The sequence below is a fragment of the Erythrobacter sp. W36 genome, assembly GCF_057364935.1.
This window is the reverse complement of sequence record NZ_CP200281.1, coordinates 1381063-1399915: the sequence shown is the minus strand read 5'-3', so window position 1 is coordinate 1399915 and position 18853 is coordinate 1381063. Positions and strand designations below refer to the sequence as shown.

Below are 18853 nucleotides of genomic sequence, written 5' to 3'. Positions count from 1 at the left end.
AGACCAGCTTCAAGCGCGCCCGCTTCGGAAATTTCGGCAGCGTTACTAAGCTGCGAACTCTCTGAGACCGACGCGCAGCCCGCCATTAGCAGCGACGCGGCCAAAGCAGGTGCGCTAAGCGCCTTAAGCGAGCGGAGACCCATCAGTTCGCCGGGGTGAAGGGATCAAGCTCGTGGTAACTAAATTCACCAACTTGCGAAATTATGACGTCGTCGGCCAAGCGGGTGATCTTGTCACGGAACCAAATGGAATCTGAACCGAGCAGCACCTGATAACTGAAGTAATTCTCGCCAAAGGCGCAGTCCTTTCCGTTCATCGCGAGATGATACTTGCCGTCCTGCTTGGCCATGATCAGGTCGCAGTTGCGGCCAAACGAGGACATTTCTTCTTTGGTCAGTCCACTAAGTCGCGACAGGTCGCGCCACGCGCCGACGTATTTTTCTTTGTCTTTGAAGGTCCAAAGGGTGACGCGGACCTGATCGGTTTCGTCATCGACGTACAGCTCGTAAATGCGCTGCCGAAAGATGTTGGTTGGATCGCCGTGCTTGGTCTCTTCGACATAGAGCACGTTCTCGCCAAATTCAGGCATGTCTACCACGCGGTAATGCGATGTAACCTCGATATGGCCACCTTTGCCGGTGTCATCCACGCGCCAGATCGGTTTGCCCTCAGCTTCCAGCCGGGCAAGTTGGCGGTCGTTATTGTAGTCACCGGGCCACCATTCCATGATTTTTGCAAGATGCTGTGCTTGGGTCATTTCTGCAGGCGCAGCCACGCTTAAGCAGAGCTCGTTTCCTGGCTGTTTGCAGTAGCGCAGGCACTCAGCCCGAGGATTGCAGCGGCGGTTGCTGCGCTGCGGAAAACTGATTTGAACTTCATCATGTTTGCTCCTCGATTGCGAATTAGGCTTGCAAGGCTTCGACAGCTTCAAAGGCCGCGCGTTCGCCCGATTCCATTGCGCCCTCCATGCCCCGCGATGATCGTGAGGTGTGCTCGCCAGCAAAGTGGAAATTACCAGCGGGCAGGCCGACATCGCTGCCGTAAGTGGACAATTGACCCGGCTTCCATGCGGCATAGGCGCCGCCTGCGAATGGATCGAGCTGCCAGGAATAGAACTTCACGAATTCCAGCGCGCCTTCGGTGCTGGGCCGGGTTTGCTTGAGGTAGGATTGCAGATGCGCATCTGCCTCTTTTTCGCCGAGCCGGTCGAGATGGTTCGCCACGTGATCATTCGCAAAGGCGATGAAGCTGGTAATTTCTTCCGGGTCATCCGGATTGTTATTGAGCGCCATAAAGCGTCCGATTGGCCCATTGCTCCAGATTGACGGCGCAAGCTCATCATCCTCCCAAAACTTGCGTTTCGGAACGTAGTGGAGGTGGGTGACATTGGTATAGCCCAATGTGCGGATCGCGCGGGCCTGATTGTCGGACACGGGAATGTCGAAATCGATCAGGTTCAGCGCTGAGAACGGGATTGTCACGATGACGCGCTTGGCTTTTGCAACTTCACCATCGGCGAAGTGAACCTCTGCACCATCGTCATTGTTGCGCAGGCCCACGACTTTGCGATCAAGGTGTACCTTGTTGGAAAGCGCGTTCGCCATCGCTTCGGGCAGGCGCTGGTTGCCGCCTGCAACGGCGAAGGGTGAGCCGGGCAGTGTGCCGCCCGAATTCTGGCTGCCAAAGGCGATGATGTTGAAGAACATCAACACGGAAAGACCATTGGGGCCTTCGCCGTCGCCATAGCTCATATTGGTCCCGGCAAGCAGCTCCATGGCTTCGCGGCTGAAACCTTGCTTGAAGAAGTAATCCGCGACGGACTCGTCATATTGCGCGAATTGCGATTCAACGAATTGCTCCGGGCTCGCGAGCGGATTGTCCTTGGCATAGGAGCTATATTGGATCTGCCACGGCAGTTTTTCTTTGAGCTCTGGCGGAAAAGGATTGGATGGATGGCTGGCCCATTCTTGCGGTGAGATCGTGTTGCCGCCCAGATCGACAAGGGTCTGGCCAGCCCTTGGAACGGTGCGTGGGCGCTCACTTGTTCGGCCCAAATTGAGGCGGTCCATCATGCCGAGGATGCGGCCATAGCTGGAGCCAATACCGCTGCCGCCAGCCTCCGGCATTCCGGGCACGTCGTCCATAGTGTGGAGCCGCCCGCCGATGCGGTCTCGGCCTTCGACCACAGCGACGCTGTAGCCTAATTCTTCGAGCAACAAGGCCGCGTTGAGGCCCGAGAGACCCGCGCCGATTACAATTACGTCATTGGTGCCAATGCTGCGCCGTTCTTTAGCGGCATCGCTGCTGCCGGCTTCGGAACATGCGCTGCTAGAAAGGGCGGTGATGCCTGCGGCGCCGACTGCGGCGCCTCTCAAAAGTGTGCGGCGATCAAGCATATTGGGTTCCTCGACCTGTGACCTGCGCGGCGCGGCAGTATGGGGGCAGCATTAACAGAGAGAGGGTGAGACGCTGCCCCCAAAACCTTACCGAACCGAATTTTGTGCTGCACGCCGTCAATGATCAGACGGCGCGCAGCCATACTTCTTTGGCCGTCGAGACCTAGAAGTTGCCGCTAACCCGAAGGCCGAACTGGCGGCGGTCACGCAGGCCGACGATCCAGCCGAAGGTTCCGAAATCAAACAGTGGGGTATTGGCTGAGAGATCGCGGAAGCGGCTAACCCCGGTCGGCGTGTCATCATTCGTGACGTTGGTGACAAATGCTTCGATGCGGAGCTTCTCACTTTCGACACCTGCGCGCAGGTTTGAGCGGAAGCCTCCTGGTGAGGTGGTAAGGTTGATCTCGCTGGCAAAGCTGGATTCTTGGTAGAAGCCATCAGCGCGGGCGAAGAAGTCCCAATCATCGCTCAGCTCGCCAACATATTGAGCGCCCAATGCGCCGCTAAAGCGAGGGAAACGTTCCGCTTGGGTCCCCGATGCGTCGGTGGAGCCGAAGACTTCGCCGAAGATGCCCGAGTTGTCGAACGAGGTCACTTCAGCATCGATGTAAGCGGCCGAGGCGTTAATCGTGAAGCCTTCGACCAGTTCATAGCTGCCTTCAAACTCAATGCCTTTGATTTCAGATTCGCCGATGTTGATGAAGTAGTTGATCTGATCTTGGGATGCATCATCAAGCTGGATCAAATCCGAGCGGCGCACGGTCTGATTCCCGCGGTCCATATAGAAAGCGGCGATCGAGACAAATCCGGCACCGCCGAAATTGTGCTTCAAACCGATCTCGTAGTTCTTCAGAGATTCTTCGTCGAAAAAGTCTGGGGCGCCGGGTTGAATCACTTCCAATCGAGCGAGCTCAGTCGGTGAGAGTTCGGCGACCTCGCGGTTGATACCGCCGACGAGGTTGCCCTCTGAGTAGCTGGCATAGACCAGTGTGTCAGGGGTTGGTTCCCAATTGACGATGAAACGCGGCAGGAACGATTTGAAGGTCGAGTTGAACGCTCCAACATTGTCCGTGAGGTCGTTGTCATTGCGGATTTCATCGATTTGGTACCGTGCTTCCGCCGTGAGCGACAGTTGTTCGGTCAGATTGAACTGAGCACTACCGAAGACACCGATGGTGTTGGCCTCTTCTTGAGCTGGCTCACCGCCGCCGAATGCAAACCGACCAAATGCCGGAACGATGAATTCGCCATTGTTGGTGAAGCGTTGGTCAAAATAGTTCGCGCCAAACTGCCAATCGATCAAACCTTCACGCGAGTTGCCAGAGAAACGTACTTCTTGGCTGAAGTCGCGGAATTGGCGACCGGAATAGCTGACGAACTGATCGTCAGGGCTGTAATCAGCGTCTTGGAAGAGGTTGACCTCATCGTAGTTGAGGCCAGTCAACCAGCTGAAGATCACGTCGGTGCCAGGGAAGTTTACATTGAACTGGAGGCTTGCACGAAGGCTCTGACGATCCAGACCATAGGTATCACGCGGAGCGCCATTCAGCTGAGTCAGCGTGTTCTGGTAGAAATCGAGAACCGTATCGTTCGGCGCATCATTCAGCGCTGGCTGCAAGATTGGCACGTCACCGCAAAGGGTGCTGTCCGTGCCGGTCACGCCGCCGACCGTGAATGGGCCGCAATTGTGGAAGGTCGAGTTAACAAATCCGATCGCAGGCTGACCGTCTTCGTTCTCGAAATAGTTCACGCGAATGGTTGCGTCGAAATTGTCGGACGGTTCAAAGAACACCGAACCGGTCACTGACCACGTTTCCTCATCGCCGACCTTCTCGCCATTGGTGGCGTTCACATAGTGGCCGCCTTTGTCGCGGTACTGTCCCGACACGCGCAGTTTCAGGCTGTCTGAAACAGGTACGTTGATGCCAGCGGTGATATCATAAAGATCGCGGGTTGCGACCGTGACAGAATAGTCGACCTCAAGATCATCGCCCGGCTTTTTGGAGATGTAATTCACCGCGCCGCCAAAGGTGTTCCGGCCGAAGAAGGCGGACTGAGGGCCTTTGATGATTTCGACTCGCGCGACATCGTTCAAGGTGATGCCCTGAGCGCCGTTAGCGACGAAGATGCCATCGACAAAAATCGATGCCGTTTGGCGCAGCGGGTTGCCAGTGTTGACGCCAACACCGCGGAAGCGCGGCGAGTTGTCAAAGCGGCCTGGCAGAGTCGCGAGCGATTCGTAAACAAACCCCGGTGTGACCGCTGGTAGGTCGTTGATGCTGACGAGGCCTTGCGCTTCGATTGCAGCTTCGTCGAATGCGGTGATTGCAACCGGCACATCGAGGAGGCTCTCCTCTGACTTACGAGCTGTCACAATGATGACATTGCCGCTCGATGCAGCATCTTCCGAGGTTTCGGTGTCTTGTGCGTGGGCAGCCGTCGCCGACATTGCGATGCTTGCAGCCAAGATCGATGCAGAAGCTTTGAGTGTGAAGCGCATTCGTTCCTCCCTGTTACCGTTGCCCTGCGTATTCGTTGGGACGGTAGTTTTCTTGAGCCCTAGCCGAGGTTCAACCGGTGGCTCTTAGCGATTGAGAGGTTCGAATATTTCCAAAAGGCCTGCCGTGTCAACAAATATGTATAATCAGACACACTAAATATGCACATATATGATTATTTGTCTCATAGCTTCGTTCGGGTTTTTGGGGCTTCATCCGGCGGAAAATAATGCTTTACAATTGGTTAAGTCAGTGATCGCACCGTTGTTGCATTCATGTTGCGCTTGCGGGCTAACTTCGCGTGTTGCTCGCTGCGAGCGCCTAGTTTCCTAGAAAGTCGCCTGGCGACTCGTTCTGTCCGATCCACAGGCGCTCGCCATCAGGGCCTCGCATCAATAGCTGCGTTGGGCGCTGGCCTTCGCGTTCGACCGGAGCGGCGATGATCTCGTAGCCGCACGGCAACCACTTTCTCGTGGATGTCGAGAACATCGCTGACGAAAATGAGGAAAGCCATGGATCCAGGACGGTTCGGTTCGCGCAGCGGCTCTGGCGTCTGAGCCAATGATCCATCGGCTTCTCGTATCTCGATCAGGCCGAGGTGCCCGACCTTGATGTCGTTCGCTCTGGCTAATGAAGGGCGGAGCGCCACTAAGGAGATGGTCTGTCCCTCCTTAATGCCCGAAAACCCGGCGAGCCTCGGGTCGTCCAGCTTCTCGCGCGTGTAAAACGGCTCCAACCCAAGAATGCCTTGGTAGAACTTGAGGCTCTCCTCGATACTGCCAACCGAGATCGTGGTTCGAGAAAGAACCGCGGTGAGCGGCTCTTCCTCTTCTTCGGCTGCCTGGGTGACCGTCGTTAGCTCTTCCGATTGAGATTGCGCATGAGAGGGCGATGCGGCCAGCGCTAGGCCAGTGCTCATCGCGACGATGCTTTTGTGTAAGGTGCGCATGTTTCAATCCAGCCATGGCAATTGAGGGGCGGGGCGAGCGTTTGGACCCGCTGCGATAGCGCGCTCGACCAGCGCAAGTTGGTTGTCGATCACTCGGTTGGGGCGCTTGCTGACTTCACTTGCTTGAGAGAGATGTGCTCTCGCAGCCGTCAGGTCGCCCGCCCGGTAGTTGGCCCAGCCAATGGCGGCCAAAGCCATGGCGTTATCACTATATTGTGCGCCGTAGTCTCGGCTTAAGCGCAAGGCCTCTTCGGGCCGCCCGCTCTCTGCAAGGCTGTAGACGAGAGTCCAGAAGCCATAGGCGCTGTTCTCGGATTGCCACGCCTGTTCCGCAAGCTTTGCCGCTTTCGCCGCGTCGCCAAGTTCAAAATGAAACAGAGCAATGTTCAGGAGAGTGTAGTTGGAATTGTTGCGACCATCCGCGCCCGAAATGTCGATATATTGATCGAACAACGGCTGGATCGCCTCTTCGCCGCCTAGCTTCGCATCAGCCAGAGCCATGCGGTAGAATGTCGAGCGGCGGGTCGTATCCGAAGACAGGCACGGTTTTGCGGTAGCCGATGCCTTCGCATAGTCGCCCGCGCGATAATGCGCCTTGGAATGGAGGTAGCAGATCCACGAGGCATTCCATTTCTCGGCTCTTGGCTCTGCGGCCCATGCTTTCTTCGCTGCGCTGGCTGACTCCGTCCAAGAGCCGGAGATGCTCAGCGCCGCTGCGAGATCATACCAAGCTCATCGATCATCGGGGGTGTGCGCAAGAAGCGCTCGCCATGCTGAGATTTCGGCTTCTGTATCGAGGTTCGCTTTCGCCTCAAGCGCGGCAAGCCTCAGGCGCTCATCTTCGCGCAGTTTGAAAGTATCGGCGCGGAGCGGGGCAAGAACGGCAGCCGCATCATCGGCCTGACCAATCTTGAGGTGCGCATAGGCAAGATCAAGCCTGATTGATGCATTTTTCGGATCGGCACCCAGCGCTTCTTGCAAGGCTGCAACGGCCTTTGGGTATTCGAACCGCGTTTCCGCATCATATAGAAGCGTGCGTGAGGTCTCTGCTGTTTCACCATTGGAACGCTCAGCGGTTTGCCCGACTGCTGGTGAATACATCGATATACAGGTCAACAGCGCCATGCATGGCGCTAAAGCTCGACCTGCCCTCGACAGCTTTGGCCGAGTAGGCCGCCGGTCATTCGCGTACTTTAGTTGCGTTTTTTCGTACATTACAATTCACATATGTATCTATTGACTTCCATAATGGATACATCCATGCATCAGAAAGGCAAGCTTCTGTTCGGCGTTCGTGTCCAATTGCGTCGCTCTGGAGTAGTCTGTTTTGACAGCCCGCCTATGTGATAAAGGTGCGGGCTTTATAGCGGTTTAGGAGAGTTTTGGTGTCAGATTCAGGTGGTAAGAAGCATATCAACGTGCTTGATAAATTCAGCCGCAGGACTTTTGTTGCGGGCGGAACGGCCTTTGGCGCGCTCGCGATTGCTGGCTGCGCTGGCGAAGCTGCCGCACCGAAAACTGCCTCTAGCGAACATGTGTATGATGCGATTGTGGTTGGGGCGGGGCTGTCCGGCCTTCACGCGGCCAACCTATTGCAGGAACAGGGGCTTGATGTCCTAGTCCTTGAGGGGCGCAACCGCCTTGGTGGACGCGTCTACACGCTCATGGATATTCCCGGAAAGCCGGAGGCTGCGGGCGAGCTCATCGGAGGCAACTATGCCAGAATGCTCGACACCGCACGCCGGCTTGATCTTGAATTGTTTGAGCCGGAACCAGGCTTTATTGACTCAGAAAAACTCTATCATCTGAAGGGACAGCAATTCACGAGAGACGAGTGGGCTGGACACGCTCTCAACACGCTGACTGGCGACAATCGGGAGCTGCTTCCCGATCGCATGCTTTGGGAGCTGACCAACCGCGACAATCCACTGAAGGGCAAGCCGCTCGACGATTGGATCAAGCCTGAATACGCTCAATACGACATTCCGTTTAGCGACTATTTGCGCAATCAGCGCGGCTATGACGAGCAGACTGTCGAGCTGATGAATATCATCATCCACACAGATAACATCGACAACACATCCGCTCTGCATGAGCTGCGCCGTTATGCGGTCAATGACTTTAACAGCGCGATGGCAAAGGCTCGTCCCGATTTACCGGCAGTCCAGCAGATCCGAGGCGGGAACACGTTGATCATCGACAAGATGGCCGAGAAGCTGAACAACCCAGTGCTGCTCGAGAAGTCGGTGTTCGGCTTTGATGATGATGGCAGCAAGGTTGAGGTGAATTGCCACGACGGCACCACCTACCGCGCGAAGCAGGTGGTCTGCTCTATCCCCTATCCGGTGCTGAACGCGGTCAAATTCGCGCCGCGCCTTCCAGCCTGGATGGACAATGCTATCCGCGAAATTGACTATGGTATCTCGCTCCAGGTGCACTTCCTCGTCGAACGCAATTTCTGGGAAGATGATGGTTTGCCAGCCAGCATGTGGACCGATGCACCATTTGAACGCTTTGCGGTTCTACGCAGAGGTGAAGGCGACGAAGTCACCTCGGCCCTCGCATTCATCAACGGCGATGAAGCTTTCAAATATGAAATGATGTCAGACGAGGCGATCTATGCCCACACTCTGGCTGAGCTTGAGCGCATTCGCCCATCGACCAAAGGCGCACTGAAGCCGATTATGGTTCAGTCGTGCCACCGCGACGTTCACGGGGCGGGCGACTGGGTGTTCTGGCGTCCCGGGCAAATCCAAGCCTACGCCGGTAAAATGCGCGATCCGCACGGCAATATCCACTTTGCTGGTGAGCACACCGCATTGCTGGAGCGGGGCATGGAAGGCGCATTCGAATCTGGCGAGCGCGCCGCGACGGATCTCTTGCAAAGGGTGTAACGATCATGCCGATGGGATGGAGCAATTTGGGGCGGCTGGCACTCGCATCCGTCTTGGGTGGCGGACTGCTGGCCGCTCAGCCGGTGCTTGCCGCTGACAACGACCCAATGACGCGCGACCTGCTGCTGCTCACCGATTGGTTTGAGGGCCGCTTCGACAATGAAGAGCAGCGCTGGTTCCAGGAGATGGAAGGGTACAAAGGCCGGACAAGCGAAGAGTTTGACCGTATCCATACCATGCACAAGCGCGTCGACTTGCCGCAGTTTGGCGAGCATGTTTTCTACGTCGAGGAATATCGCGAGAGCGACCCCAGCCAGATCTTCCGGCAACGATTGGTCATTTTCTCAACCGACGGCGAGACCCGGCAAGTCCGGATGCAGCAGGGTTTTTTCAAATCACCGGAAGCCTACGCAGGCGGCTATCAGGAGCCAGAAAAGCTCGCCGGTTTAACACCTGAGGACGTGTCCTTCATTGACACTTGTGATGTCACATGGAAGCGCGTCGCCAGCCAATTCGAAGGCTCTATGGCCCCCAAGGCTTGCGTCTTTGGTGAAGGTGAAGATCGCCGTTATTCGGTGCATGACATGTGGCTGTCCCCCGACAAATATTGGCGCGTTGATGCCACTTTCCGGGTATCAGATGATAGCCATTTTGCCGGGGCTCAACGCGATAAACCCTATGAAATGCGCCGCGCGCTGCCGTTCAATTGCTCGTTCTATTTCTTCGCCAACAATCAGTTTGAAGGCCAGGTGATCGAAGGACTCTCGCTCCACAGCCAAGGCGGCACAGTCACCGCAACGCGCGACAGCGACGGCAAAGCGTATGAGATTTTCATGCGCGAAAAGGAATACGACTATTACGAGACTCGGCCCGATTTCATCTATTTCGCATTGCGCGAAAAAGGTGAGACCCGCTCGGTCGCTTTTAGCGTGAACGATCCAGATGCGCGCACCGTTGGAGTGCGTGCGGAGTCCATCGGTGCCTTCTGCCACCGCGATGGATACACGTTCCGCCAGCCTCTGGAACTTCTCGAAGATTAATAACGAATTGGAAGCAAGTCTCATGAAATATCAGTCTCTCGCGGCCGTGGTCGCCTTCTCACTCGCACTTGCTGCATGCGGCGGAGACGCGGGCACCTCATCTGACGCTGGCGATGCGCCAGCTGCGGTTGCTGATACGGCTGGCGGCACGGAGACTGCCGCTCCAGCAAAGCCAAACAAGGGCCAAATTGCCTTCCTGAAATGCCGCAGTTGCCATACTCTTGAAGAAGGCGCGGCGCACCTCACGGGTCCAAACCTGTATGGTCTGTTCGGCGCGAAGGCGGGCGCAAAAGAAGGTTACGTCTTTTCTGACGCGCTTGGTGCGACCGACCTGACTTGGGATGCTGAGGCACTGGACAAGTGGATCGAGTCCCCGGTGAACTTCGTTCCAGGAAACAAGATGGCTTTCGCAGGGATCGCCGATCCTGAAGAGCGGGCCGCATTGATCGAATATCTCGAAGCAGAAACCAAATGAGGCAGCTGGGCTCTCTGGTTGCATGCGCTGCATTGACGCTCCAGCTTTCGAGTGCAGCATTTGCTCAAGACGCTGGCGCTGATGAAGCAGCTGCGCCGCCATCGTTTAGCGACTGCGAAGAGTGCCCAGATATGATCGAGCTGCCGGCTGGCAAGGCGATGCTCGGTGCTGAACCCTATGAAGCCAATCGTAAGCGCGGCGATATGGACCTGCGCGAGGTCACGTTTGATTACCGCCTAGCAGTTGCCCGGACCGAGACAACACGCGGGCAATACCGCGCCTTTATGGCAGAGACCGGTCACAAGATGGCGGAGGATGGCTGCAACACGTGGTCGACCTATCGGATCATGGGATATGACCGGGCGAACAGTTGGGAAAGCGCGGGCTATCCGCAAAACGATTCCCATCCCGTGGTTTGCGTCAGCCATGTCGATGCGACGGCGTATACGCAGTGGCTCGCGGCCAAGACTGGCAAGCCTTATCGCCTGCTTTCATCGGCAGAATATGAATACGCGACGCGGGCCGGGACACGGGGGCCGTGGTTCTGGGGTACGGCCAATCGCGACGCCTGCACCTATGCCAATGTTGCGGATAGAAACCTGCGGCGGACCCACACATTTGCGCCGACCTTCGATTGCGATGATGGGTATGAGCGGACCGCTCCCGTCGCCAAGTACAAACCCAACCCATGGGGCCTGTATGATATGCTGGGCAATGTGTGGGAATGGACCGACGATTGCCTTCACCGCGATGCGTCAAACGCTCCGCTGGATGGTAGTGCGTGGCTCGCTGAGGACAATGGCGAGTGCGATCGCCGTGTGCCGCGCGGCGCGAGCTGGGTTTCCGGAACGGACTGGACCAGAGCGGCTGCGCAGGCTGGCGACTATGCGATTTATCACAGCCAATTGCTGGGCTTTCGCGTCGCGCTAACAATCGAATAATCACCTCGCTCGTTTGAAAGTTGAAAACGCGACGAGGTTGGGGGACATGACATGATCGAAGTACTTGGATTTTCGACGTATCAGTTTTTGGTCTTTATTCATCTCCTGCTGTTCGTGCTCTGGCTCGGGGCAGACGTTGGCGTTTTCATGCTGGGTCAGGAATTTCGCAAACGGCATAAGTACGATCTGCCAAAGCGCCTTGTGCTGCTGCAATTGCTGGTCAATCTCGACATGGTCCCGCGCACGGCGTGGGCTCTGATGGTGCCGATTACGATCACGATGGTCTATTCCGGAGGTTACTGGGATCTGCCAGTCTGGGCCGTCGGCCTCACATGGCTCGTCGGGGCATTCTGGCTCACTCTCGTCTGGGACGCGCATATGCACGATCAAACACCGCGTGCTGCCAGGGATCGCAAGATCGAGTTCGCGCTGAAGATCGGTCTCACCGCATTTTACTTGGTACTCGGCGCAGTGTCGCTGGCCACAGGCGAGCCGCTGATGATGACCTGGCTTGCGAACAAGGCGCTGATGTTCGGCCTCATATTTGCCGCAGCCATTATGATCGATGTCGCGTTCAAACCGGTCGGACCGCGTCTGATGAAATTGGTTGAAGAGGGGTCATCGGATGAAACCGAGATCCCGCTCTTGAAAACAATGAACCGCAGCCGTTTTTGGGTTTGGGTTGTCTACGCACTGCTGCTTGCGACCGCGTTTCTTGGGAATGTTAAGCCGGTCTAGCAGTACCGGCACAGAGCGAACTGCCAACATGTGGCGGTTCCAAATTACGGGAGCACTGAGATGAAAAATGCAATCTTGGGCGCATTGGCACTTGGCTTTGTTTGCAGCCCGCTCGCCGCTGAAGAAACCCTGTTGGAAATCCGGGCGCTGACCCAGGATGCGAAGTTCATCGGTAGCAGCATGTCGGGCATGAACGTCATCGTCGAGGATGCCGATACCGGCGAAATCCTGGATACGGGTGTCACGACTGGGACGACGGGCAACACCGACGTGATCATTCGTCAGCCGCGCGCTCGTTATGGTCAGATATCGGACGATAACAGCGCCGTTTATGTATCGACCCTGGACATAGCGGAGCCGCGCCGGATCCGGGTGACCGTGAGCGGCCCGAACGCGCAGGCCCAGGCAAAAGCGGAAGCCTCTTCGACTCGCTGGGTGTTGCCGGGCAAGCATGTGGACGCGGGCGATGGATGGATGATCGAAGTGCCCGGGTTCGCTGTCGATATTCTGGCGCCGGGCGCGCATCGCTACGTTGAAGACAAAAGCGAGATGATGACGATTACCGCAAATGTCGTGATGATTTGCGGCTGCCCGACATCCCCTGGTGGCACGTGGGATTCTGATAAGATCGAAGTCACCGCGCATGTTCGCCGCGATGGCGGGGAGTATGAAGAACTCTCCATGCCTTACACTGGAAAGCCCAGCACGTACTCGGTCCAAGTGCCGTCAAAAGAGCTCGGCATTTACGAGGTGTTGGTTACCGCGTTCGACCCGCGAAATGGCAATAGCGGGGTCGACCGGTCGAGCTTCGTAGTGCGATAAGACCCTGCCGCAATGGCAGTCTGCCACGCGGACTGTCAGGGCTGCCAATCAGGCCTGATTGGACTGCTCCAAGTTGGCTTCGGCACCTCTCAAATAGCTTTGGGAATCACCAAGATTTCTCGCCGGTAAACGGTGTGAGCCTATTTGGCTTCTGCGATAGAATTTATCGACGCCAGAAAGAGTAAATGGTAGATTATTTTTCTATTCATGGGGCAAATTAGCAGCAACCTTAGGAGCCTTTTCTCTCACTAGCGAGTTAGAACGCGTCAAATTCGAACTGGAATTGCGAGGATTTGCGTGAAACGGCTTTTTACAGAACACCCCGAGTCAGTTGGTGAAACTTACGTCCAGCACCTGGCAATGGCGAGCGGCTTTGGTTGGCGCATGTGCATGGCAGGCATCGCTTGTCTGCTGCATGGCATCTTCCCTTTCTGGTTTAAGAGCACGGGAAGTGAGACCATTTGCACCCTGCATGATCGGATGGTTCGCCATCGCACCGATCATAAGGCTGACGATCGCAGCCTTCCGGCGGACACCTCAGGTCTTGAGGTCCAGCGCCTGAAATGACCCTCGTGTCCAAAAACCTGGCGGACACGCGTTTGGGGCAGGGTGGGGCTGCACTTTACAGCTTCGTACCCGGTCTTGCGCAGGCAATTGTATTGTCGGTCAGCGCCTATGTGGTCGCGGGCTTCGCTGGTTTGCCAAGCATCCTGCTCGCACTTCTGTTTGGCCTTGCTGCGCAGCCGCTTGTATCTGGGCAGGTAGTGAGGCCAGGCCTCAATCTCGCCGCGAAGAAGATGCTGAGAATAGGCGTTGCGTGCCTCGGCGCTGGCGTCATCGCCAGCGACATTGCGGCGCTTGGTTGGCCTGTCCTGATCCTTTGCATGATCTGCGTCGCGTTCACGATTGCGGTAGGCTGCGCCACTGCGCGAGTGCTGCGGAGCGACACGGCATCCGGCCTCTTGTTTGGCGGGGCGGTGGCCATTTGTGGTGCGTCTGCTGCGCTCGCGATTTCTGCAGCCTTGCCGCAAACCGAAGAAAACAATTCCAAGACGCTTGTAGCTGTGATCGGAGTGACCGCGCTTAGCACGATTGCAATGCTCCTTTATCCCTTGATCACAGCCTATTTCGGTATGAGCGACAAAGCCGCTGGCATCTTTTTTGGCGCGGCTATCCATGATGTCGCTCAGGTTGTGGGCGCGGGCTATATGGTGTCTGACGCCGCCGGAGAAACGGCCACAATGGTCAAGCTGGTGCGCGTCTCTTGCCTTCTCCCAGTCGTTGCGATCATCGCCTATTCCATGTCCAAAACCTCCGCTGGCAAAGCTGCGGGTATGGCTGGCGGACGGGCGCAACTCTTCCCGGTTTTCCTGCTTGGTTTTGTCGCCCTGTCGATCATCGCCAGCTCTGGCCTCATCGCGCCGATCGTGCTGGACGGCATTGTCGATGCTGGCAAAGCTTTGCTGCTTATGGCAATCGCTGCGTTAGGGTGTTTGACCTCGGTTCAGGCGCTCTGCAAGATTGGTTGGGCGCCTGTCACAATGCTGGTAATCCCGACGATTTCATTGGCGGTTTTTGCATTGCTTGTTCTCGCCTCATTCCCAACTTTCTTCTGAGCGAGATCGCCTATGTTTGAGACCTTGGAGCCGCCAAAGCTGGACCCGCTCTATGCGACAGCCGCCGCTTTTGCCGCGGATAGCAGGCCTGACAAACTCGACCTCGGTGTTGGCGTCTATCGCGACGAAGACGGATTGTCCCCGGTGATGCGCTGTGTTCGCCAGGCCGAGGCGCATCTTAGCAAAACGAATGAGACCAAAGCCTATCTGCCGCTTGCCGGTGAGCCCTCTTTTTTGCGCGGAATGAGCGAGCTACTGTTCGCCGGCTGTGCGGCCTGAAGTTGTGGCTGCTGTCCAATCGGTTGGCGGCACTGGCGGGATCAGACTGGCGCTGGAACTTGCGCAAAAGGCCAATCCGAAACTGACTGTGCATCTAGGGGTGCCGAGCTGGCCCAATCACCAGGGCATCTGCGACCGGCTGAAAATTCCGGTGAGCACATACGACTATTTGGATGCGCAAGGCGGCGATGCGTCGCTCGAAAATGCGCTTGCCTCGCTCGAGAAAGCTAGCAGTGGGGACGTGCTAATTGTGCATGGCCCATGCCACAATCCCACGGGTCTTGATCTCCATAATCAGGCCGTTGGGGAATTACTCACGCACGCCGCGGCGAAAGGCGTCATTCCCCTGATCGATGCCGCCTATTATGGCCTCGGCAATGCCCTGTCGGATGATATGACCGCGCTGCGCGCTCTGATTGAACAATTGCCCGAGTGCTTCTTGATCATGTCCGGCTCGAAAGCCTTCGGGCTCTATAGAGATCGGATCGGTGTTCTGTTCATCAAAAGCCGCGACAAGCAATCCGCAGAGCTTGCGCAATCGACCGCCGAGATTCTGGCGCGGGTCAACTACTCTGCGCCGGCTGGCCCACGGCGCGCAGGTCATTGGCACAATATTGGCGGACGAGAAACTGAAAGCAGATTGGCAAGCTGAGCTAGCATCTATGCGCGCCAGAATGACTGATCTGCGTGAGTTCATTCGTACCGCTGCAGACAATCACCCGGCGCTACGCACGATTTGGCGAACGAAGGGTATTTTCTCGCTACTGCCGTTCGGCGCTGAGGTGACCGATGTGCTCGCGCGGGATCATGCGATATACATGCCGCCAACAGGGCGGATCAATCTGGCTGGACTATCCTCCTCCACCGCTGAGCGGTTTGTATCGGCGGTGAAAGCAGTGTTGCCGCAGCCTGAGTTGATAGACGTCGCTCAGGCATAAGTGCGTTCTGTGCTGGCAAGTCAGGGTATTGAGCGGCCGAAGGCTCAATTTGCACTGGACGGCGGTGCTTTGCGATTGACATAGTCACTACGGGCGGGCAAATTTGTCCGGACAACTTTTGAGGTTAGAAGCATGGCATCCGATCTTCCCCCACCGTACACGGCCCTAACGCGTCATCCGATGATGCCGCGCACCAATCACGACGAGGCGGCTCGCTTCAACTTTCTTACCCACTTCAACCGGTTCCTGTCGGGCGGCGTTGGGGCTGGCAATAAGCTTGCTTATGAGAACGAGGTCCTGCCTGCGTTTCGCGCGGAGCATGGCCGCGATCCTGAACACCGCTATGAAATCCGCGATGCGATGAACCAGAATGATTGGCACCGCATGTGGTCCGCGATGAAGCGCAACTCGATGGAAATGCGCCAGCACAATGGTCAGCAAGCGGTCCTTCGCCAGCTTGATGAGCTTGATGCGATGGCTGAGCAATATATCGACAGCTCCGGCCTGCTCGAACTCGATCCGGCGGTGGAGCAACCGCATTACCAGACAGCGGTCGACATTCACTGCCAGCCTGGCGGCTATCACAGCGAAGAGCGCTCGGGCGATGTCACCGTCGGCGCGAATTACGACGTCGGCCTGTTTGCGACCACTGGCGGTGCGCTGGGCGGCTTGAACGATGGCGGCGGACAGGCCGTGGTCGAATGGGCCAAGAAAGAACGCCCCGATTGGCAGCCGAAGCGGATCCTCGATATCGGCTGCACGGTCGGCCATAACGCTGTGCCGATTGCGCAGGCGTTTCCAGATGCTGAAGTGATTGCGATCGACACCGCCGCAGCTTCCCTTCGCTATGGCGCGGCGCGCGCGGCGGCGATGGGCGTTACCAATATCAAATTCGTACAGGCCTCTGGCGAGGATCTTTCGCGCTGGGCCGATGGCACTTTTGATTGGGTTCAGACCACCATGTTTCTGCATGAGCTGTCTTCTAAAGCGATGCCGAAATTGCTGGCAGAGGCAAACCGCGTGCTGACACCGGGCGGGCTGATCCTGCATATTGAGCAGCCGCAATATTCCGATGACATGCCCTTGTTTGAGCAGTTCATGCGCGACTGGGATGCGTTCAACAATAACGAGCCATTCTGGTCCGCTATGCATGGCCGGGACCTGAAAGACGTGATGGCTGGCGCAGGTTTCCCGCGCGAAAGCCAATTCGTTGCTGGTGTGCGGGCGGTCGCTGACCCCGAGATTTTCCCGCCGTCGCCCGATGATGGCGAAGAGGACTTCGGCAGGGCGGCCATATGGAACGCCTATGGCGCTTGGAAACCAGCTGAACAGGCGGCCGCAGCATGAGCGATCCGATCGACTGGGTCGCGCTGTCTGGACGCCGGGCCAAGGGCAAGCGCCCTGAGTATTTCGAAGACCCTGCGCTCGACCGCCTTTACTCGACCGTCTTTGCGCTCGCCGCTGAGGTTTCGGCCTTGCGTGAGAGGCAGGACACGGTGGAGCGGCTGCTCGATGAAAACGGCACGATAAGCCGCGGCGACATCGAAACCTATCAGCCTGATCGGGCGGCAGGTGAAGAGCGAGGCCTTGCCACACGCGCCTATGTCTCGCGGATCATGCGCGGATTTCAGCAACATGTCGAAGCGATGGAAGCGGACGATCCTCCGATCATGGATATCGTTGAGAAGCTGGCCCGCGACTAGCACGCTTTTGACAAGACGGGCGCGGGGCAGGGTGGCCCAGCGTGCGTGACAGGGAGAGGGCCAGAAATGCCTGAGACGACCGACATCGACAGGATCAAGCGCACGACCGTAATTGTGCGAGACGCCGAAAAGGCGGCTCAGTGGTACGAGAGCGTTTTAGGCATGACACGCTGGATGGACACGCCGTTCACTTTGTCTGGCGATCAACTGGCATCAGGCAAGAAGGGCGACCAGACGCGCCTCATCATCATGAAGGCAGATCATGATGAAATCGGCATGATCGGTCTGCTGCAATGGGTTGATCCGGTGAGGGATGACATTCCCGCTGAGCTGCCGACGGAAATTCCCTTCGGCACACCGATTTTTGTGGTCGCATCGAAGGACACTAAGGGCGCAGTCGAGCGCGCTCGCGCTGCTGGTTCACGGATACACGCAGAACCAGTCGAATGGACAGTGACCGGAGCCAACGGACTTAAGAAGGATATGATCGGGGCGAGTTTTTGGGACCTCGATGGCAATTTCTTCGAAGTGAACGAAGTGGTCCGCATCCACGAGGCTTGAGCTCGAGGTGCAAGTTGGCGCAAGGGATGATTGCAAGTTACGCTTCGTCCCGCGTTTGGCGATTGATACCGATCTGACCATGGAGAAACTAAACAATGGCTGTCTCTGAACAGGCTCCTGTGCGTTTCCAGCGCGGAAATTTCGTGGTGGCCGATCTAAACCGCGCGCTGACCTTTTATGAAGGTGTTCTGGGCTTTGAGGTCGAGTACCGGCTTGGGGACAATCCGGACAGCTACTCCCGCTCGGTCTTCGACGTGCCCGATAGTGCTCAGCTTGGATTTGTTACGCTCAACCTGCCAGACCAGCGCCGCGTGATGGCATTGACTGAGGTGAAGGGCATGACCCTTGAGCCCGCACCGCATCCACGGCGCAGCGCTATCGTGCTCGAAACGTACGATCCCGATGCGGTGATGGCTAAGCGCGCGCAATTTGGGGCTGACTGTCTATGACGAAGAAGTTCTCAAAACGCCCGATGGTAGGGTAGGGCGCGAGATTGGGATCGTCGATTTTGACGACAATCTGATCGTGATTTACAGTTTTCCAGGCACCTAAAATGAGCGCGGGTTTCCGGGCCAATTCCTGTGCGCCATTGCTCCGCCTGCCGCGACACAGAACTTAGAACAACCAGAGGATGACAATGCCATTTTATGCTTTCTACTGCCGCGATGGTGAGAACGGCCCAGCCTTACGCGAGAAATTCCTCGCCGAGCATTTGGCCCATGTCGAGGCGCATATCGATGACTATGCCGTGGCTGGACCGCTCAAACAGGATGAGGAAACAACCGGCTCACTGCTGGTCATCAAGGCAGATGGCGAAGAGGAGGCCCGCACCAAATTTGAAGCCGACCCCTACTTCAGCGCTGGTGTATGGCAATCGATCCGCACATCAGAATTCCGCGCAGTGGCTGGCGATTGGGTCGGCGGAGTGACTTGGAAGGGGTGAGTTAGGCCACCCCTCCGAGATTTTCGCTCTGCGGCGAAACGCAGCAAAGCCGAGCGGCGA

General features: G+C 57.0%; 24 protein-coding genes. 17 read left to right on the top strand and 7 right to left on the bottom strand.

The window, feature by feature from the left end; genetic code table 11:
* Positions 1–142 precede the first annotated feature (142 nt).
* The 7 genes from AC0V6U_RS06805 to AC0V6U_RS06775 form a co-directional block, all read right to left on the bottom strand.
* Positions 143–931 carry a CpcT/CpeT family chromophore lyase gene (locus AC0V6U_RS06805; protein WP_472645415.1) on the bottom strand — a complete coding sequence of 263 codons (789 nt, stop codon included), beginning with the start codon at positions 929–931 and terminating at the stop codon, positions 143–145.
* Entirely contained in the window at positions 903–2396 is a 1494-nt protein-coding gene (locus AC0V6U_RS06800; RefSeq protein WP_472645414.1) for a flavin monoamine oxidase family protein, read from the bottom strand. The genes AC0V6U_RS06805 and AC0V6U_RS06800 overlap by 29 nt, the downstream gene beginning before the upstream one ends.
* Positions 2397–2559: 163 nt before the next feature.
* On the bottom strand, positions 2560–4896 hold the full coding sequence (locus tag AC0V6U_RS06795) for a TonB-dependent receptor (protein ID WP_472645413.1): 2337 nt from the start codon (positions 4894–4896) through the stop codon (positions 2560–2562).
* Between the two features lie 377 nt (positions 4897–5273).
* Entirely contained in the window at positions 5274–5813 is a 540-nt protein-coding gene (locus AC0V6U_RS06790) for a VOC family protein (RefSeq protein ID WP_472645412.1), read from the bottom strand.
* 33 nt (positions 5814–5846) lie between these two features.
* Positions 5847–6344, bottom strand: a complete 498-nt coding sequence (locus AC0V6U_RS06785) for a hypothetical protein (protein WP_472645411.1) — start codon at positions 6342–6344, stop codon at positions 5847–5849.
* Positions 6331–6462: a hypothetical protein gene (locus tag AC0V6U_RS06780; RefSeq protein ID WP_472645410.1), complete on the bottom strand. Its 132-nt coding sequence runs from the start codon at positions 6460–6462 to the stop codon at positions 6331–6333. Before AC0V6U_RS06780 ends, AC0V6U_RS06785 begins: the two co-directional genes overlap by 14 nt.
* A 113-nt stretch (positions 6463–6575) precedes the next feature.
* Complete coding sequence (locus AC0V6U_RS06775) at positions 6576–6968, bottom strand: tetratricopeptide repeat protein (RefSeq protein WP_486169410.1); 393 nt, start codon at positions 6966–6968, stop codon at positions 6576–6578.
* 260 nt (positions 6969–7228) lie between these two features.
* Here AC0V6U_RS06775 and AC0V6U_RS06770 point away from each other — a divergent pair, with 260 nt between their 5' ends.
* From AC0V6U_RS06770 to AC0V6U_RS06690, 17 genes are all read left to right on the top strand, one after another.
* Positions 7229–8737 carry a flavin monoamine oxidase family protein gene (locus tag AC0V6U_RS06770; RefSeq protein WP_472645408.1) on the top strand — a complete coding sequence of 503 codons (1509 nt, stop codon included), beginning with the start codon at positions 7229–7231 and terminating at the stop codon, positions 8735–8737.
* A gap of 5 nt (positions 8738–8742) precedes the next feature.
* Positions 8743–9777: a chromophore lyase CpcT/CpeT gene (locus tag AC0V6U_RS06765; protein WP_472645407.1), complete on the top strand. Its 1035-nt coding sequence runs from the start codon at positions 8743–8745 to the stop codon at positions 9775–9777.
* 22 nt (positions 9778–9799) lie between these two features.
* On the top strand, positions 9800–10252 hold the full coding sequence (locus AC0V6U_RS06760) for a c-type cytochrome (protein WP_472645406.1): 453 nt from the start codon (positions 9800–9802) through the stop codon (positions 10250–10252).
* Positions 10253–10383: 131 nt separating this feature from the next.
* Positions 10384–11193 carry a formylglycine-generating enzyme family protein gene (locus AC0V6U_RS06755; protein ID WP_472645405.1) on the top strand — a complete coding sequence of 270 codons (810 nt, stop codon included), beginning with the start codon at positions 10384–10386 and terminating at the stop codon, positions 11191–11193.
* Positions 11194–11244: 51 nt separating this feature from the next.
* Positions 11245–11931, top strand: coding sequence for a hypothetical protein (locus AC0V6U_RS06750; RefSeq protein ID WP_472645404.1), 687 nt, complete (start codon positions 11245–11247; stop codon positions 11929–11931).
* 60 nt (positions 11932–11991) lie between these two features.
* Positions 11992–12753, top strand: a complete 762-nt coding sequence (locus tag AC0V6U_RS06745; RefSeq protein WP_472645403.1) for a hypothetical protein — start codon at positions 11992–11994, stop codon at positions 12751–12753.
* A gap of 297 nt (positions 12754–13050) precedes the next feature.
* Positions 13051–13320 (top strand): DUF6356 family protein, encoded by a 270-nt coding sequence (locus tag AC0V6U_RS06740; RefSeq protein WP_472645402.1) that lies wholly within the window; start codon positions 13051–13053, stop codon positions 13318–13320.
* Positions 13317–14369 carry a YeiH family protein gene (locus AC0V6U_RS06735; RefSeq protein WP_472645401.1) on the top strand — a complete coding sequence of 351 codons (1053 nt, stop codon included), beginning with the start codon at positions 13317–13319 and terminating at the stop codon, positions 14367–14369. Before AC0V6U_RS06740 ends, AC0V6U_RS06735 begins: the two co-directional genes overlap by 4 nt.
* Before the next feature lie 12 nt (positions 14370–14381).
* Positions 14382–14648: an aminotransferase class I/II-fold pyridoxal phosphate-dependent enzyme gene (locus tag AC0V6U_RS06730; protein WP_472645400.1), complete on the top strand. Its 267-nt coding sequence runs from the start codon at positions 14382–14384 to the stop codon at positions 14646–14648.
* A gap of 4 nt (positions 14649–14652) precedes the next feature.
* The gene (locus AC0V6U_RS06725; RefSeq protein ID WP_486169409.1) at positions 14653–15300 is read left to right on the top strand and encodes an aminotransferase class I/II-fold pyridoxal phosphate-dependent enzyme; all 648 of its coding nucleotides are present in this window, start codon (positions 14653–14655) and stop codon (positions 15298–15300) included.
* Entirely contained in the window at positions 15263–15586 is a 324-nt protein-coding gene (locus tag AC0V6U_RS06720) for an aminotransferase class I/II-fold pyridoxal phosphate-dependent enzyme (RefSeq protein ID WP_472645398.1), read from the top strand. The genes AC0V6U_RS06725 and AC0V6U_RS06720 overlap by 38 nt, the downstream gene beginning before the upstream one ends.
* Before the next feature lie 180 nt (positions 15587–15766).
* Complete coding sequence (locus AC0V6U_RS06715) at positions 15767–16933, top strand: class I SAM-dependent methyltransferase (protein ID WP_486169408.1); 1167 nt, start codon at positions 15767–15769, stop codon at positions 16931–16933.
* On the top strand, positions 16930–17289 hold the full coding sequence (locus AC0V6U_RS06710; protein ID WP_472645396.1) for a hypothetical protein: 360 nt from the start codon (positions 16930–16932) through the stop codon (positions 17287–17289). Before AC0V6U_RS06715 ends, AC0V6U_RS06710 begins: the two co-directional genes overlap by 4 nt.
* 66 nt (positions 17290–17355) lie before the next feature.
* Complete coding sequence (locus AC0V6U_RS06705; protein ID WP_472645395.1) at positions 17356–17850, top strand: VOC family protein; 495 nt, start codon at positions 17356–17358, stop codon at positions 17848–17850.
* A gap of 95 nt (positions 17851–17945) precedes the next feature.
* Entirely contained in the window at positions 17946–18299 is a 354-nt protein-coding gene (locus AC0V6U_RS06700; RefSeq protein ID WP_472645394.1) for a VOC family protein, read from the top strand.
* Positions 18280–18402: a hypothetical protein gene (locus AC0V6U_RS06695; protein WP_472645393.1), complete on the top strand. Its 123-nt coding sequence runs from the start codon at positions 18280–18282 to the stop codon at positions 18400–18402. Before AC0V6U_RS06700 ends, AC0V6U_RS06695 begins: the two co-directional genes overlap by 20 nt.
* A gap of 85 nt (positions 18403–18487) precedes the next feature.
* Complete coding sequence (locus AC0V6U_RS06690; protein WP_472645392.1) at positions 18488–18793, top strand: YciI family protein; 306 nt, start codon at positions 18488–18490, stop codon at positions 18791–18793.
* Positions 18794–18853: the final 60 nt, after the last annotated feature.